This window comes from Caulobacter sp. CCG-8 (genome assembly GCF_037402475.1).
Classification (GTDB): Bacteria; Pseudomonadota; Alphaproteobacteria; order Caulobacterales; family Caulobacteraceae; genus Caulobacter.
The window spans coordinates 79814-96117 of the sequence record NZ_JBBEUD010000011.1; the positions used below are offsets into that span (position 1 = coordinate 79814).

A 16304-nucleotide genomic window follows, 5' to 3' on the forward strand; every position below is an offset into this window, starting at 1 on the left:
GCCGGCGGGCGTGCGCTAGCGTCCGGCTCCTTAACGAAGAACGCGCAACGAAGACAGCGGGAGAGAGACGAGATGAAGGCGGTGCTCAGCAAGACCGTGGGCGGACCCGAGACCCTGGTGCTGGAGGAGCTTCCCGATCCCGTCGCCGGTCCGGGGCAGGTGGTGCTGGCCGTCAAGGCCTGCGGCGTCAACTATCCCGACGTGCTGATCATCGAGGACAAGTACCAGTTCAAGCCCGAGCGGCCGTTCGCCCCGGGCGGCGAGGTCTCGGGCCTGGTCACCTCGGTGGGCGAGGGCGTCACCACCCTGAAGGTCGGCCAGCGGGTGCTGGCCTCGACCGGCTGGGGCGGCATGGCCGAGCAGGTGGCGCTGGACGCCAACCGCTGCACCCCGATCCCCGACAACATGCCCTTCGACGAGGCCGCCGCCTTCATCCTGACCTACGGCACCTCGTACTACGCCCTGAAGGACCGCGGCCGTCTGAAGGCCGGCGAGACCCTGCTGGTGCTGGGCGCGGCCGGCGGGGTGGGCCTGGCGGCGGTCGAGCTGGGCAAGGCGGCCGGGGCGCGGGTGATCGCCGCCTGCTCCAGCCAGGAGAAGGTCGACCTGGCCATCAAGCACGGGGCCGACGCCGGCGTGGTCTATCCGCGCGGCCCGTTCGACAAGGACGGACAGAAGGCCCTGGCCGAGCTGATCAAGGGCGCCTGCGGCCCGAACGGCTGGGACGTGGCCTATGACGCGGTCGGCGGCGACTATTCGGAGGCCACGATCCGCGCCGCCGGCTGGGGCGGCCGCTTCCTGGTGATCGGCTTCCCGTCGGGCATCCCCAAGATCCCGCTGAACCTGACCCTGCTGAAGTCCTGCGACATCGTCGGGGTGTTCTGGGGCGCCTCGGTGGCCCGCGATCCCAAGGGCCACGTCCAGAACGTCCGCGAGCTGATGGACCTCTACGCGGCCGGCAAGATCAAGCCCTACGTTTCCGAGCGCTTCCCCCTGGCCAAGGCCGGCGACGCCATCGCCCATCTGGCCAGCCGCAAGGCCATGGGCAAGGTCGTGGTCGTCAACGAATAACTTGCGACATCTGCGCGCATGTCGATCGTCGTTCGCCGAAGCGGAAGTCTTCGAAGACTACGATCGACATGCGGCGTCAGGACTTTAAATGGTGAATCGTTCTTGAAACGAAATTTCAAGGTTAAGCGTCGCTAAGCATCCTTCTTGGGAAACGGCTAAGCCTGTTCCTGTAGACCTGTGCTCCAAGTCGTCGGAGTCGGGCCAAGATGTTTCTTCCAGCGAGGGACGCATTCTCTCCAGAGGTGCGTCAGAACTTCCGTCTGAACCGCCGCCCGGAAGAGCGGGTGCAGGTTCTCGGCGGTTCGATGGACCTGGTCCGTCCCGAGGAAGTCTTCCACTTCGTGGCCGGCAAGATCGCCGCGCGCGAAAGCGCCGTGGTCGCCAACCACAACCTCCACAGCCTGTACCTGATCCGCAAGGACGAGCGGATCGCCGAGTTCTTCCGCAAGTCCGACCTGATCGAGGTCGACTCGGTGCCGGTGATCTTCTGGGCGCGCATCGTCGGCCGGGCCAGCCGCCGCTTCCACCGCTGCACCTATCTGGACTGGCGCGACGCCTTCTGGGAGCGGGCCATCCGCGAGAACTGGAAGGTCTTCTTCGTGGGCGGCGCCCCGGGCGTCGGCGAGAAGGCGGCCGCCCGCATCCGGGCCGACTGGCCGGGCGCGCAACTCGCCACCCATCACGGCTATTTCGACGCGACCTCAGGCTCGGCCGAGAACCAGGCGGTGGTCGACGCGATCAACGCCTACCGGCCCGACATCGTGCTGGTCGGCATGGGCATGCCGCGCCAGGAAATCTGGGTCCTGGAAAACCAGTCCAGGCTAGGCGCCTGCGTGACCTTCACGGTCGGCGGGGCGTTCGACTACGAGGCCGGCGTCCAGCGGCCCTCGCCCCGCTGGATGGGGCAGGTGGGCATGGAATGGCTGTTTCGCCTGGCCGTCGACCCCCAGCGCCTGTTCACCCGCTACTGCGTGGAGCCCTGGCACCTGATGGGCCCGGCTATACGCGATTTGGGGAAAGCGATTGCCAGGCAGGCCGCTTCCCGCAAAGGGTCCGAAGCCCCCCGTGCCGAGTATGCGCGGGCGGCGGATTTAGCGCGCTCTGACAGTCTGGGGGGACGATGAGCTTGAAGATCTATCTGCCGCCGGCCGGGAAGGTCGAACGGCCCCGCCTGGCGCAGCGCGTCGCGGCGGTGTTCGGCCTGGCCGGTCTGGTCCTGGCCTGGGCGGTGTTCCTGCTGCCCTGCGCGGTGTGGCTGCTGTTCAGCCTGGCCGCCAGCCGCCTGCAGCCGGCGCTCGCCCGCCAACAAGCCTGAACGCTGTTCACTTATTTCTAGCCATGCGCGCTCCGGCGCGCCAGGATGCTCGCGCCTGACGCAGCGGCCCGTTCCTCGAGAGGTCGCGCGCGGCCGAAGGGAGCGGCGCATGACGGGACGTCTGGACGGCAAGGTTGCGGTGGTCACCGGCGGGTGCTCGGGCATCGGCCTGGGAACGGTGGAACTGTTCGTGGCGCAGGGCGCGAGCGTCGTCGCCGCCGACCTGCAGGCCGAGAAGGGGGCGATGCTGGAGAAGCGTTTCCCCGGCAAGGTCCGCTTCGCGCCGTGCGACGTCACCCACGAAAGCCAGATCGCCGCGGCGGTGGAGCTGGCGCAGGAGGCCTTCGGCGGCCTCGACATCCTGTTCAACAACGCCGGCATGGGCGGCGCGCCCAACGGCGTGGCCGACATGACCGCCGAGGGCTGGGACGCGACCTTCGCCCTGCTGCTGCGCGGGCCGGTGCTGGGCATGAAGCACGCCCTGCCGCCGATGCTGGAGCGCGGCGGCGGCAGCATCATCAACACCGCCTCGATCGCCGGCCTGCAGGCGGGCTTCGGGCCCCTGGCCTATTCGACGGCCAAGGCGGCGGTGATCCACATGAGCAAGTGCGCGGCCGCCGAGCTGTCGCCGCTGAAGGTCCGGGTCAACGCCATCTGCCCCGGCCTGATCGCCACCTCGATCTTCGGCGCCTCGATGGGCCTCCCGCGCGAGGTCGCCGACCAGATGGCCGCCCGCGTCGCTGAGGTCGGGCCGAAGATCCAGCCGATCCCCAAGGCCGGCCTGCCCGACGACATCGCCCGCGCCGCCCTCTACCTGGCCAGCGACGATTCCGAGTTCGTCACCGGCACGCACATTGTGGTGGACGGCGGGATCACGGTCGGCGGCCGCCACGCCTGGGACCGCGCCTCGCCCTCGCCGCTGCTCTCGGCCATGGGCATCACGCCGGAACAGGCCGAGCAGATGCGGGCGGCGATGATCGCCTCGCAAACCCAGTGAGCCCGGCCCGGTGGGCGTGATCGCCGCCGGGCGGGCGTTCGGGTCCCGCCTGACGCCGAACCTGCGCGGGGCGTTGTGGATGCTGGCCTCGGCGGTGCTGTTCACCGCCATGACCACCCTGATCAAGTATCTGGGCGCGGGCTATCCGGCCGCGCTGCAGACCTTCTACCGGCAGCTGGCGGGGGCGGTGATCCTGCTGCCGCTGGTGGCGCGCGACTGGCGCGGGGCCCTGCGGACCACGCGGCCCGGCATCCTGGTCTTCCGGTCAAGCGCCGGGGTGCTGGCGATGATCCTGGCCTTCTACGCCTATCAGGAACTGCCGCTGGCCGACGCCAACGCCCTGTCGTTCACCCGCACCCTGTGGCTGGTGCCGCTGGCGGGGCTGGTGCTGCGCGAGCCGGTCGGACCCCTGCGGATCGGCGCGGCCCTGGTCGGCTTCGTCGGGGTGCTGGTCATGCTGAAGCCGGGCGGGGCGGGCGCGGCCCACTGGCTGGGCTGGCCGCAGGCCGCGGCCCTGGCCTCGGCCCTGCTGTTCGCCCTGACCATCACCGGCATGAAGGTGATGACCCGCGACCATTCGCCCTTCACCCTGCTGGTCTACGCGGCCGGGCTGGGCCTGGTCTTCTCGATTCCGCCGGCCCTGTTCGTTTGGCGCTGGCCCACCTGGCCGGACCTGGGCCTGCTGGCCCTGATGGGCGTGATCGGCACCCTGACCCAGGGCTGCTACATCAAGGGCATGGAGGCGGGCGAGGCGGCGGTGATGGCGCCGATCGACTATACCCGCCTGGTGTTCGCGGTGGTCGCCGGCCTGGTGCTGTTCCACGAGACGCCCAGCTCGGCCGTGCTGCTGGGCGCGGCGATCGTCGTGGCCTCGACCCTCTTCATCAGCTGGCGGGAGCATCAGCTGTCGCGGCGCAAGGGCCTCGCCGAGGCCGTGGACTAGGCCTTCAGAACACGGCCTTATAGCGAAACGCTTTTTTTGCATCTTCCCCGGTATTCATAGGACGAATGCCCTGGGGGACCTGCGCTTGCTGAAGGTTTTGACCTGCCTGACGACGGAGCATGACCTGCGTTTGGTCGTGGTCGCCGGACTGATCTGCTTCGCCGCCTGCTTCACGGCGTTCCGGCTCTATTCGCGCATGCGCGGAGCCAAGGGCGTGGTCCGGGCCGCGTGGCTGCTGCTGACCGGCCTGGTGGCCGGATCGGGCGTTTGGGCCACCCACTTCATCGCCATGGTCGCCTACAGCCCCGGCCTGAAGACCGGCTACAGCCCTTCGGGCACCCTGCTGTCGCTGATGATCGCGGTGCTGTTCATGGCCGGCGGCTTCGCCGTGGCCTCGGCCCAGCGCACGCGGACCAACGACTTCGCCGGCGGCCTGATCCTGGGCATGGGCATCGCCGCCATGCACTACACCGGCATGTCGGCCTTCGTGACCCAGGGCTTCGTGCAGTGGGAGCAGGCCGTCATCGCCCTGTCGGTCCTGGCCGGCGTCGTCGGCGCGGCGGGCGCGCTGCAGCTGGCCGGCCGCGCGCGCAGCCTGCTCAAGCAGCTGGGCGGGGGCGCGATCCTGACCCTGGGCGTCTGCGCCCTGCACTTCATCGGCATGGGCGCGATCACCATCGTGCCCGATCCTTCGATCAACGTGCCCGACCAGATGCTGTCGGGCGCGATCCTGACCCTGGCCGTGACCTCGATCACCGGCATGATCATCCTGGGCGGCCTGGGCGCGGTGGCCATCGAGTCCTCGACCAGCCGCTCGGCCCTGGACCGCATCCGCCGCCTGGCCAACGCCGCCTACGAGGGCATCGTGGTGGTCCAGGACGGCCGCATCAACGACGCCAACGCCGCCTTCTGCGAGCTGGTGGGCGTCGACCTGGACGGCCTGCTGCGCTCGCCCCTGTCCAACCTGCTGACCTTCGACACCGACGGGCCGCCCCGCGAGGGCGTGCGCCGCGAAGGCGTGCTGCAACCGGCCGACGGCGGCCGGGCGATCCCGGTCGAGGTGTTCTCGCGCCTGATGGACGACGGCGCCCGCCAGGAGACCTCGGGCCTGACGGTGCTGGCGGTCCGCGACCTGCGCGAACGCCGCTCGGCCGAGGAGAAGATCCGCTATCTGGCCGAACACGACGGCCTGACCGGCCTGCCCAACCGCAATTCGCTGCAGGCCCGCCTGGCCGCCGCCCTCGACCGCGTCGAGGCCTCGGGCGAGAGCCTGTCGCTGATCTGCATCGACCTTGACCACTTCAAGGAAGCCAACGACCTGCACGGCCACCTGGCGGGCGACGCCCTGCTGGTCGAGACCGCGCGTCGTCTGCAGGACAGCCTGACGGCCCCGTCCTTCGCGGCCCGCCTCGGCGGCGACGAGTTCATCGTCGTCCAGGTGGCCGCCGGCGACCAGCCCGCCGCCGCCGCCGAACTGGCCGGCCGGCTGCTGGAGGCCCTGGCGGCCCCGGCGACCCACGAAGGCCAGGAGCTGGCCATGGGCGCCAGCCTGGGCGTGTCGCTGTTCCCCGACGACGGCCGCACCGCCGAGGCCCTGCTGGCCAACGCCGACATGGCCCTGTACCGCGCCAAGGAAAGCGGCCGCGGCGCCTATCGCTTCTTCAAGCGCGAGATGGACGAGTCGATCCGCGAGCGCCGGACCCTGGCCCGCGAGCTGCGTCAGGCGATCGCCGACGAGGACCTGGTCGTCTACTACCAGCCGCTGGCCAAGGCGGCCGACGGCGAGGTGTGCGGCTTCGAGGCCCTGGTGCGCTGGAACCACCCGGTGCGCGGCATGGTCCCGCCGCTGGAGTTCATCCCGGTCGCCGAGGAGAACGGCCTGATCACCCAGCTGGGCGAGTGGGTCCTGCGTCGCGCCTGCGCCGACGCCGTCACCTGGGAGCGCCCGCTGCGCATCGCGGTCAACCTGTCGCCGCTGCAGCTGAACCAGCCCAACCTGCCGACCCTGGTGCACGAGGTGCTGGTGGCCACCGGCCTGTCGCCCAAGCGGCTGGAGCTGGAGATCACCGAAAGCGCCCTGTTCAAGGACTATCAGCGCGCGCTTGACAACCTGCGCCGGCTGAAGGCCCTGGGCGTGCGCATCGCCATGGACGACTTCGGCACCGGCTTCTCGTCCCTATCGACCCTGCAGTCGTTCCCGTTCGACAAGATCAAGATCGACAAGAGCTTCGTCGAGAACATCCACCGCCACGACCGCGCGACCGTGATCGTCCGCGCCGTGCTGGGCCTGGGCCGCAGCCTGGAGATCCCGTGCGTGGCCGAGGGCGTGGAGACCCAGGAGCAGATCGACTTCCTGCGCGGCGAGAACTGCGCCGAGCTGCAGGGCTACGCCATTGGCCGCCCTTCGCCCGTCGACGCCATTTCAGCCTGGACCCTGGCCAGCGCGACCTCGGCCTACAAGCCGGAAGCCGCGCCGAAGAAGCCGCGCCGCCGCAAGGCCGCTTAGAGCCCGATAACGGGCTCTAGTTCAAACGTTTGGAGCGTGACGGGCGCCGAAACCGGCTTCCACTTTCGGCTGTCACGCTCTGGCGACCTACCGCCGCCGCGACATGCCGCCCAGCAGGCCGCGCATGATCTCGCGGCCGGCCTGGCTGGCGATCGTGCGGACCAGCGAGGTGGCGAACGCCTCAGCCACGGACTGGCGGCTGGACGCCCGGGGACGCGGCGCGGCCCGGGCCTCGCGCGCTTCCTCCCGTTCCCGGACCTTTTCGGCGGCCGCGCGCTGGCGCTCGGCCTCGGCCGCCGTGGCGGCGTCCTGGGCCTGCCGCTGGGCCTGGACCGCGCGGCCCTGCAGGATCTCGTAGGCGGACTCGCGGTCCAGCGCCTGGTCGTAGAGCCCGGCGACCGGGCTCCGGGCGATCAGGGCGGCGCGCTCCTCCGGCGTCAGCGGACCCAGGCGCGAGGCCGGCGGGCGGATCAGGGTCTTCTGGACCATGCAGGGCGCGCCCTTGGCGTCCAGGGTCGAGATCAGCGCCTCGCCCACGCCCAGGGCCTGGATGGTGTCGGCCGTGTCGAAGGCGGGGTTCTCGCGGAACGACTGGGCGGCGGCCTTCAGGCCCTTCTGGTCGGCCGGGGTGTAGGCCCGCAGCGCGTGCTGCACCCGCGCGCCCAGCTGGCCCAACACGGCGTCGGGGATGTCGGCCGGGTTCTGGGTGACGAAATAGATGCCCACGCCCTTCGAACGGATCAGCCGCACGACCTGCTCGATCTTCTCCAGCAGCGGCTCTTCCGCGTCGTTGAACAGCAGGTGGGCCTCGTCGAAGAAGAACACCAGCTTGGGCTTGTCCGGGTCGCCCACCTCGGGCAGCTCCTCGAACAGCTCCGACAGCAGCCACAGCAGGAAGGTCGAATAGAGCTTGGGCGACTGGATCAGCCGGTCGGCCGCCAGCAGGTTGACGTAGCCGCGCCCGGCCGCGTCGGTGCGCATGATGTCGGCCAGCTTCAGGGCCGGTTCGCCGAAGAAGTTCTCGGCCCCCTGGCTCTGCAGGGTCAGCAGCTTGCGCTGGATTGCGCCCACCGTGGCCGGCGAGACGTTGCCGTATTGCGTGCCGATCTCGGCGGCGTGGTCGGCGACGTATTTCAGGGCTGCCTGCAGGTCCTTCAGGTCCAGCAGCAGCAGGCCGTCCTGGTCGGCGACGTGGAAGACCACGGTCAGCACGCCTTCCTGCACGTCGTTCAGCTCGAGCAGCCGCGACAGCAGCACCGGGCCCATCTCGGAGATGGTGGTGCGGATCGGGTGGCCCTTCTGGCCGAACAGGTCCCAGAACACCACGGGCGGGGCGGACGGGGTCAGGGCCAGGCCCATGGACGCGGCGCGCTCCTGCATCTGGGCGTTCGGCGCGCCGGTCATGGCCACGCCGGAGAGGTCGCCCTTCACGTCGGCGGCGAACACCGGAACGCCCGCGTCGGCGAAGGCCTGGGCCATGACCTGGAGGGTGACCGTCTTGCCCGTTCCGGTCGCGCCGGCCACCACGCCGTGGCGGTTGGAGCGGTCCAGGCGCTGGGTCACCGGCCCGTCGCCGGCCCCTCCCTGGCTGAGCCCGATGAGGATTTCGCCTTCGCCGATCGCCAGGGTCATACGCAACGTCCTTCACATTGGGGACTTAAGCCTAGCCCCGGCCTTGCGCGCCGCCAATCGGCTCGCGCAATGTGGCCCCAGTCTTTATGCAGACGCTCTAGCCGACGCCGACCGAGAAAGAGATATCCCCGATGGCCATTCCCGCGTCGATCACCGGTCGTAACGCCCTGGTGTTCCTGGCGGTCATCGCCGGCGGCGCGGCGCTGTACTGGATGCAGGACATCCTGACGCCCCTGGCCATGGCCGTGTTCCTGGCCGTGATGATCGACAGTTTCGCCCGCGTGCTGATCGAACGGGTGCCGCGCTTTCCCAAGGCCCTGGCCCTGCCCAGCGCCATCGTCCTGTCGATCGGCATGTTCGCCGGCGCGGTCTGGGTGGTGACGTCGAACGGCGCGGAGTTCGTGAGCCAGATCCGCGACTACGCCCCGCGGCTGAACGAGGTGATCGCCAAGGTGGCTTCCCTGGTCGGCATCAAGGTGGCGCCGACGATCGGCGACCTGATCAACCAGCTCAATCCCAGCAAATACGCGGGGGCCGCCGCCCAGAGCCTGCAGAACTTCGCCTCCAGCGCCATCCTGGTGCTGATCTATCTGGGCTTCATCATCGCCTCGCGGCGGGGGTTCAGTCGCAAGATCGTCGCGCTCTATCCCCACCATGCCGAGCGCGACGGCGCGATGCAGCTGTTCCAGCGCATCCGCAACGGGGTGGAGCAGTACCTGTGGATCCAGACCGTCACCGGCCTGATGATCGCCGTCGCCGCCTGGGTGGTGATGATGCTGCTGCGGCTGGACAACGCCCTGTTCTGGGCCTTCCTGATCTTCGTGGCCGCCTACATCCCGATCATCGGCGGCGCGATCGGCTGCATCCTGCCGCCGCTGTTCGCCCTGGTGCAGTTCCCCGACAGCTTCTGGCCGGCCCTGATCCTGTTCGGCTGCCTGGAGCTGATCTTCTTCGTGGTCGGCAACGTGATCTATCCGCGCATGCAGGGCGACAGCCTGAACATGGACCCGACCGTCGTCCTGCTGTCCCTTGCGGTCTGGGGCGCCCTGTGGGGCGTGACCGGCATGTTCCTGTCCACGCCCCTGACCGTGGCGGCGATGCTGATCCTGGCCCAGTTCGACGGCACGCGCTGGATCGCCATCCTGCTGTCGGAAGACGGCGATCCCAGCGGCGACAGCCTGAACCGCAGGTCGCCGGGCGCCTCCGGCAAGTCGCCGCCGGACAAAAAAACCGGCGCGGAGTCGTCTTCGCGACAGAAGTCGACCAAGGGGGCTTAAAATCCCAAATGGCCTTCCTATCTACATCCTGTCGGCAGCCCCCCATGCCGACCCCGCGCGACGCAGACCGTTTTCCTGGAGCGTCCGACGCGGAATCGCCCGCCTCCCCCCGGCGGGCCCGCGCCGCCGGTTCCCCCCAACCGGCGGCGCTTCCGTGTCCGCCGCCTGGGATTTCCGCCTTGGTAAGATATTCCGTGCTTTTCCCTGGTTAAGGTTGAAACCTGGCCGGGAAGGGCTAGGTTGTCGCCAAAAATTCGCGAGGAAATCCCATGGTCGGTGCAAAACTTGACCCCAAGGCAGCCGCTACCCCTTCGAGCGGCTTGGTTTCGGCCTTCGGCAAGGCCCTGGGGCAGGAGACGCTCACCGCACCGCAGGCCCAGTTCGCCGCCCAGGTCCAGGAGGACTGGTCGGCCGAGGAGCTGCCGGGCTTCGAGGCCGGCGACATCGCCCACGCCCTGGTCGACTTCTGGCGCTTCGGCGAAGCCGCCTGCGAGCCGCTCTGCATCCGCGTTCGCCCGGCGGTCCGGGCCGCCCCTGGCTTGGATGGCGGGACGGACCTGAAGAGCGACCTGCTGGAGATCGTCCAGCCCGACCGCCCGTTCCTGGTCGACAGCATCATGGGGGCCATCGCCGAGCAGGGCTTCTCGGTGCGGGCCATGTTCCACCCGGTGATCGCGACCCCCGCCGGCCGCCGCTCGATGATCCAGGTCTATCTGGCCCCGGTGGGCGAGGACCGCGAGGCCGCCCTGGTCGAGGCCGTCCGCGACGCCCTGGCCGACGTTCAGCTGGCCGTCGACGACTTCGACGCCATGAAGGCCCTGATCCGCCGCACGATCGACGAACTGCGCGCCTCCAAGGCGCCGATCGCCGAGAACCAGCGCGAGGAAAGCCTGGACTTCCTGGACTGGCTGGAGGGCGACCGGTTCGTGTTCCTGGGCGCCCGGGTCTACGAATATCCCCGCACGCCCGACGGCGGCTACGCGGCCGAGGAGCCGCTGTACCAGCCCGAGGGCAGCCTGGGCGTGCTGCGCGACCAGACCCTGACCGTGCTGCGCCGGGGCAGCGAGCCGGCGATCCTGTCGCCCCAGGTCCGCGACCACCTGCTGCTGGGCGCGCCCCTGGTGGTGGCCAAGTCGAACCTGCGCTCCAAGGTCCACCGTCGCGGCTACATGGACTATGTCGGGGTGCGCCGGTACGGCGCCGACGGCAAGCCCTCGGGCGAGGTCCGGTTCGTGGGCCTGTTCACCGCCGAAGCCTACGAGACGCCCGCCCACGAGGTGCCGGTGATCCGCCGCAAGGTGAAGCACGTCCTCAAGGAGGCCGGCAAGGATCCCGAGGGCCACAGCGGCAAGCGCCTGCGCAACATCCTGGAGACCTGGCCGCGCGACGAGCTGTTCCAGATCTCGGAAGACGAACTGTTGTCGATGGCCATGGGGGTGCTGCACCTCTACGACCGGCCGCGCGTGCGGTTGTTCGCCCGCAACGATCCGTTCGACCGCTTCATCTCGGTGCTGATGTTCGTGCCGCGCGAGCGCTACGACAGCGGCGTGCGCGAGCGGGCCGGCAAGATCCTGGCCGACGCCTACGAAGGCCGGGTCAGCGCCTACTATCCCAGCTTCTCCGACGCGCCCCTGGCCCGCGTGCACTATGTGATCGGCGTGACGCCGGGCAAGCACGGCGAGCCGGACCTGGCCGCGCTGGAAGCCGCCGTCGCCGAGACCGCCCGCACCTGGGAGGACCGCTTCGAGGCCGCCGTCCGCGACGGCGGGGCCCCGGGCCGCGTGGTCCAGACCCTGGCCCGCTGGCAGGCCGCCTTCCCGCCGGGCTATCGCGACCAGTACGACGCCGCCGAGGCCCTGGCCGACCTGGCCGTGGTCGACGACCTGGCCGCCGACGAGGCCGTGCGGGTCCGCGCCTTCCGCCGCGCTGACGACGACAAGCTGACCTTCCGCTTCAAGCTCTATCGCCCCGGCGCCGCCGCGCCCCTGGCCGACGTGCTGCCGATCCTGGAGCACATGGGCCTGAAGGCCCTGATCGAGGACGGCTTCAAGCTGACCCCGGGCGGTGAAAAGCTCTGGGTCCACGAATTCGTCCTGCGCGACGAGCGCGGCGAGCACCTGTCGTTCGGCGACATCAAGACCGCCTTCGAGGCCGCCTTCGTCGCCATCTGGACCGGTCGCGCCGAGAGCGACGGCTTCAACCGGCTGGTGCTGGAGCTGGGCGTCGGCTGGCGCGAGGCCGCCCTGGTCCGCGCCCTGGCCCGCTATCGCCAGCAGTCGGGCCTGGACCCCAGCCAGGGCGTGCAGGAGCAGGCGCTGTCGGACAACCCGGGCGTCACCCGCCTGATCCTCGACCTGTTCCGCATCAAGTTCGACCCGGCCGTGCACGCCGACCTGGCCGCCCGCGAGGAGCAGGCCAAGGCCGTGCAGGCCAGCATCGTCGAGGCCCTGCAGGCGGTGGAGAGCCTGGACGCCGACCGCGTCCTGCGCCGCATCGCCGCCCTGATCGGCGCCATCCAGCGGACCAACTTCTTCCAGGTCGGCCCCGACGGCGAGCCCAAGCCCTACATCAGCTACAAGATCGCCTCGCGCGAGCTGGAGGACCTGCCGGCCCCCAAGCCCTATCGCGAGATCTACGTCTCGGCCCCGCACGTCGAGGGCGTGCACCTGCGCTTCGGCCCCGTCGCCCGCGGCGGCCTGCGCTGGTCCGACCGCCGCGACGACTTCCGCACCGAGGTGCTGGGGCTGGTCAAGGCCCAGCAGGTCAAGAACGCGGTCATCGTGCCGGTCGGCTCCAAGGGCGGCTTCTTCCCCAAGAACCTGCCGCGCGGCGGCGACCGCGACGCCATCCAGGCCGAGGCGATCCGCGCCTACAAGACCTTCCTGTCGGGCCTGCTGGACATCACCGACAACATCGACGCCGACAACAAGATCGTTCCGCCGGCCGGGGTGATCGCCCATGACGGCGAGGACCCCTATCTTGTCGTCGCCGCCGACAAGGGCACGGCCACCTTCTCCGACATCGCCAACGGCGTGGCCGAGGACTACGGCTTCTGGCTGGGCGACGCCTTCGCCTCCGGCGGCTCGGTGGGCTACGACCACAAGGTCATGGGCATCACCGCCCGCGGCGCCTGGGAAGCGGTCAAGCGCCACTTCCGCGAGCTTGGCAAGGACATCCAGTCCGAGCCGTTCACCGCCGTGGGCGTGGGCGACATGTCGGGCGACGTGTTCGGCAACGGCATGCTGCTGTCCAAGCAGACCCGGCTGCTGGCCGCCTTCGATCATCGCCACATCTTCCTGGACCCCGATCCGGACGCGGCCAAGTCGTGGGCCGAGCGCGACCGGATGTTCAAGCTGCCGCGCTCGTCGTGGGACGACTACGACAAGAGCCTGATCTCCCCGGGCGGCGGGGTCTTCGCCCGCTCGCTGAAGACCATCCCGCTGTCGCCGGAAGTCCGGGCCCTGTTCGAGATCAAGGCCGAGAGCGTCTCGCCGGCCGAGCTGCTGACCGCGATCCTCAAGTCGAAGGCCGAGCTGCTCTACCTCGGCGGCATCGGCACCTATGTGAAGGCCAAGGGCGAGACCAACGCCGAGGCCGGCGACAAGGCCAACGACGCCATCCGCGTCAACGGCGCCGACCTGCGGGTCAAGGTGGTGGGCGAAGGCGCCAATCTGGGCCTGACCCAGGCGGGCCGCATCGAGTTCGCCCAGGCTGGCGGCCACATCAACACCGACGCCATCGACAACTCGGCCGGCGTCGACAGCTCCGACCACGAGGTCAACATCAAGATCCTGACCGGGATCCTGGAGCGCGGCGGCAAGCTGACCCGCGAGAGCCGCAACCAGCTGCTGCCGACCATGACCGACGACGTGGCCAGCCACGTCCTGGCCGACAACTACGACCAGACCCTGGCCCTGTCGCTGATGGAGAGCGACGCGGTCTCGGAGGTGGAGTCCCAGGCCCGGTTCATGGCCGAGCTGGAGGCCAAGGGACGGCTGGACCGCAAGGTCGAGGGCCTGCCCGAGGCGGCGGCCCTGGCCGAGCGCGAGAAGGCCGGCAAGGGCCTGACCCGGCCGGAAATGGCCGTCCTGCTGGCCTACGGCAAGATCGACCTGTTCGACGACATCGTCGCCTCCCAGGCGCCGGACGATCCGTGGTTCGAGACGACGCTGAAGGGCTACTTCCCGCCGGCCCTGGGCCAGTACGGCGAGGCCATGCAGCAGCACCGCCTGCGGCGCGAGATCATCGCCACGGTGCTGGACAACCAGATGATCAACATGTGCGGCCCGACCTTCCCGAGCCGCCTGAAGGCCGCCGCCGGCTGCGACACCACGGCCCTGGTCATCGCCTTCGCCGCGGCCCGCGAGATCCTGGGCGTCGACGCCCTGTGGGACCAGGTCTCGGCCCTGGACGGCAAGGCCTCGGCCGGCGGCCAGCTGGCCCTGTACAAGGCCCTGGCCTACGCCCAGCGCAGCCTGACCTTCTGGCTGGCCCGCCGGGCGTTCAAGGACAAGTCCACCGTCAAGCAGCTGGTCGAGGCCTACGGGCCGTCGGTCAAGGCGCTGTCGGGCCTGGGCACGGCCATCCTGTCGCCGTTCGAGCAGAAGACCGTGGCCAAGCGGGCCAAGGCCTATGTCGCCGACGGCGCGCCCGAGGCCCTGGCCCTGGCCGTGGCGGCCCTGCAGCCGGTGACCACGGCCGCCGACCTGGTCGACCTGGGCAACGCCTCCAGCTGGTCGGTCGAGAACGTGGCCCGCCTCTACCACCAGGTGGGCGCGGCCTACGGCTTCGACCGCCTGCGCTCGGCGGCCGGTTCGTTCGTCGGCGGCGACTCCTTCGAGCGCCTGGCCGTCCGCCGCCTGATCGAGGACATGCTCAGCGAGCAGACCGCGATCACCCAGGCGGTGCTGAAGTTCGCCGCCAACGCCCAGGCGGGCGACGACGAGGCCTCGGCCAAGGCGGCGGTCACCTCGTGGGGCGCCCTGCGCACCGAGGCCGTCCGCGCCGCCAAGCGCACGGTCGAGGACATCGAACAGGCCGGCGGCGGCTGGACCTTCGCCAAGCTGACCATCGCCAACGCCGCCCTGCGGGGCCTGGCGAGCGCGTCGTAGCCTGAATTGGGGACACGCACATGTGCGTGTCCCCAGCCGGAGAAGCTTCGCGTATAAGCGTCTCTCGTTCGGGGGACGCGTGATGGACAGAGGCGATCGGCAGCGGGCCGCGTGGGCGCTCTACGAGTGGGCCCAGCAGCCGTATTGGGCGCTGATCGCCACCTTCATCTTCACCCCCTATTTCGCCGCCGGCTTCGTCGGCGACGCGGCGCGGGGCCAGAGCCTGCTGGGCTACGCGGGGGCGGTCACGGGCCTGCTGATCGCCGTGTTCAGCCCGCTGGTCGGGGCCAGCGTCGACGCCCGGCGCAATCCGCGCGTCTGGCTGATCGGCCTGGCGATCCCGTTCGTCCTGGCCAGCGCCGGCCTGTGGCTGGCTGTGCCGGGCGATGCGAGCCGCATCCTGCCGATCCTGATCTGCCTGGTCGTGGCCGGGCTCTGCGCCGAGCTCAGCGGTTCGGTGATGAACGCCCTGCTGCCCCTGGTGGCCAAGCCCGGCCAGGTGGGGCGGCTGTCGGGCTCGGCCTGGGCCCTGGCCTATGTAGGAGCGCTGGTCAGCCTGTTCGTGGTGCTGCTGGGCTTTTCCCTGCCCAAGGTCCCGATGCTGGGCCTGTCCAAGGCCCTGCACGAGCCCGACCGCATCGTTGGGCCGCTGGTGGCCGTCTGGTTCCTGGCCTTCTCCTGGCCGCTGATGCTGATCGCGCCCCAGCCGCCCAAGATCGCCGGCCAGAAGCCGTTGGCCGAGCTGTGGGCCACGGTGCGCTCGTTGCCGCGCCGCCCCTGGATGCTGCGCTTCCTGATCGGCCGTATGCTGCTCGGCGACGGCATCTCCAGCTTCATCGCCTTCGGCGGCGTGCTGGCCGCCGGCCTGTTCGGCTGGACCACCACCCAGCTGGGCCTCTACGCCATCGCCCTGTCGGTGGCCGCCGGGATCGGCACCTTCATCGGCGGGCGGGTGGACCAGAGGCTGGGCTCGAAGGCCACGGTGCTGATCGCCGCCGGCGTCGTGCTGTTCGGGGCGTTCGGCGTGGGGCTGGTCGGTCGCGACACCCTGGCCTTCGTGATCAAGGTCGCGCCGCCGGTCGCGGGCGGGCGCCTGTTCGCCAGCCTGCCCGAGCGGGTGTTCCTGGGCTTCTCGCTGTTCGTCGGCCTGACCTTCGGGCCGGCCCAGGCGTCCTTGCGCGCCTGGATGGCCCAGCTGGCGCCGGCGGGCGAGAGCGGGCGGTGGTTCGGCCTCTACGCCCTGTCGGGCAAGGCCACGGCCTTCCTGGCGCCCCTGGTCATCGCCGTCGGCACCCGCTGGATCGGCGACCAGCGCGTCGCCGTGGCGGTCTCGGCCCTGTTCCTGGCGACCGGCGCCGTCATCCTGGCCCGTGTGCCGCGCCAGGGCCCCGAGGCCGCGTAACCCAGGGTTGTCGCCGGCGCGAAGTCGGTCCAGGATCGCCGCCGATTGGC

10 protein-coding genes are annotated in these 16304 nt (G+C 70.2%); 9 read left to right on the plus strand and 1 reads right to left on the minus strand.

All coding sequences use genetic code 11. From position 1 onward, the window contains the following. The first annotated feature begins 72 nt into the window (after positions 1 to 72). The 6 genes from WAE60_RS12545 (at position 73) to WAE60_RS12570 (ending at position 6832) form a co-directional block, all read left to right on the plus strand. On the plus strand, positions 73 to 1071 hold the full coding sequence (locus WAE60_RS12545) for an NADPH:quinone oxidoreductase family protein (RefSeq protein WP_337686807.1): 999 nt from the start codon (positions 73 to 75) through the stop codon (positions 1069 to 1071). A 206-nt stretch (positions 1072 to 1277) separates the two neighbouring features. Continuing rightward, positions 1278 to 2195, plus strand: a complete 918-nt coding sequence (locus WAE60_RS12550) for a WecB/TagA/CpsF family glycosyltransferase (RefSeq protein ID WP_029910656.1) — start codon at positions 1278 to 1280, stop codon at positions 2193 to 2195. Then, on the plus strand, positions 2192 to 2386 hold the full coding sequence (locus WAE60_RS12555) for a hypothetical protein (RefSeq protein WP_029910660.1): 195 nt from the start codon (positions 2192 to 2194) through the stop codon (positions 2384 to 2386). Before WAE60_RS12550 ends, WAE60_RS12555 begins: the two co-directional genes overlap by 4 nt. Positions 2387 to 2495: 109 nt before the next feature. Further along, entirely contained in the window at positions 2496 to 3383 is an 888-nt protein-coding gene (locus WAE60_RS12560) for an SDR family oxidoreductase (protein ID WP_337686811.1), read from the plus strand. A gap of 49 nt (positions 3384 to 3432) precedes the next feature. Beyond that, positions 3433 to 4326 carry a DMT family transporter gene (locus tag WAE60_RS12565; RefSeq protein ID WP_337686893.1) on the plus strand — a complete coding sequence of 298 codons (894 nt, stop codon included), beginning with the start codon at positions 3433 to 3435 and terminating at the stop codon, positions 4324 to 4326. A gap of 70 nt (positions 4327 to 4396) precedes the next feature. Continuing rightward, positions 4397 to 6832: an EAL domain-containing protein gene (locus WAE60_RS12570; protein ID WP_337686895.1), complete on the plus strand. Its 2436-nt coding sequence runs from the start codon at positions 4397 to 4399 to the stop codon at positions 6830 to 6832. 87 nt (positions 6833 to 6919) lie between these two features. Here the strand turns inward: WAE60_RS12570 and WAE60_RS12575 are convergent, their stop codons facing one another. Then, positions 6920 to 8464, minus strand: a complete 1545-nt coding sequence (locus WAE60_RS12575; protein ID WP_337686813.1) for a helicase HerA-like domain-containing protein — start codon at positions 8462 to 8464, stop codon at positions 6920 to 6922. A 131-nt stretch (positions 8465 to 8595) separates the two neighbouring features. Here WAE60_RS12575 and WAE60_RS12580 point away from each other — a divergent pair, with 131 nt between their 5' ends. From WAE60_RS12580 to WAE60_RS12590, 3 genes are all read left to right on the plus strand, one after another. Continuing rightward, a complete protein-coding gene (locus WAE60_RS12580) occupies positions 8596 to 9741 on the plus strand; it encodes an AI-2E family transporter (RefSeq protein WP_337686814.1) in 1146 nt (381 codons plus the stop codon). Positions 9742 to 10010: 269 nt separating this feature from the next. Beyond that, entirely contained in the window at positions 10011 to 14852 is a 4842-nt protein-coding gene (locus tag WAE60_RS12585) for an NAD-glutamate dehydrogenase (protein ID WP_337686815.1), read from the plus strand. A gap of 82 nt (positions 14853 to 14934) precedes the next feature. Continuing rightward, the gene (locus tag WAE60_RS12590) at positions 14935 to 16254 is read left to right on the plus strand and encodes an MFS transporter (protein ID WP_337686817.1); all 1320 of its coding nucleotides are present in this window, start codon (positions 14935 to 14937) and stop codon (positions 16252 to 16254) included. Positions 16255 to 16304 lie beyond the last annotated feature (50 nt).

Coding starts and splice junctions, on each gene's coding strand:
- WAE60_RS12545 (WP_337686807.1), top strand. CDS start 73: ATGAAGGCGGTGCTCAGCAAGACCGTGGGCGGACCCGAGACCCTGGTG.
- WAE60_RS12550 (WP_029910656.1), top strand. CDS start 1,278: ATGTTTCTTCCAGCGAGGGACGCATTCTCTCCAGAGGTGCGTCAGAAC.
- WAE60_RS12555 (WP_029910660.1), top strand. CDS start 2,192: ATGAGCTTGAAGATCTATCTGCCGCCGGCCGGGAAGGTCGAACGGCCC.
- WAE60_RS12560 (WP_337686811.1), top strand. CDS start 2,496: ATGACGGGACGTCTGGACGGCAAGGTTGCGGTGGTCACCGGCGGGTGC.
- WAE60_RS12575 (WP_337686813.1), bottom strand. CDS start 8,464: ATGACCCTGGCGATCGGCGAAGGCGAAATCCTCATCGGGCTCAGCCAG.
- WAE60_RS12580 (WP_337686814.1), top strand. CDS start 8,596: ATGGCCATTCCCGCGTCGATCACCGGTCGTAACGCCCTGGTGTTCCTG.
- WAE60_RS12585 (WP_337686815.1), top strand. CDS start 10,011: ATGGTCGGTGCAAAACTTGACCCCAAGGCAGCCGCTACCCCTTCGAGC.
- WAE60_RS12590 (WP_337686817.1), top strand. CDS start 14,935: ATGGACAGAGGCGATCGGCAGCGGGCCGCGTGGGCGCTCTACGAGTGG.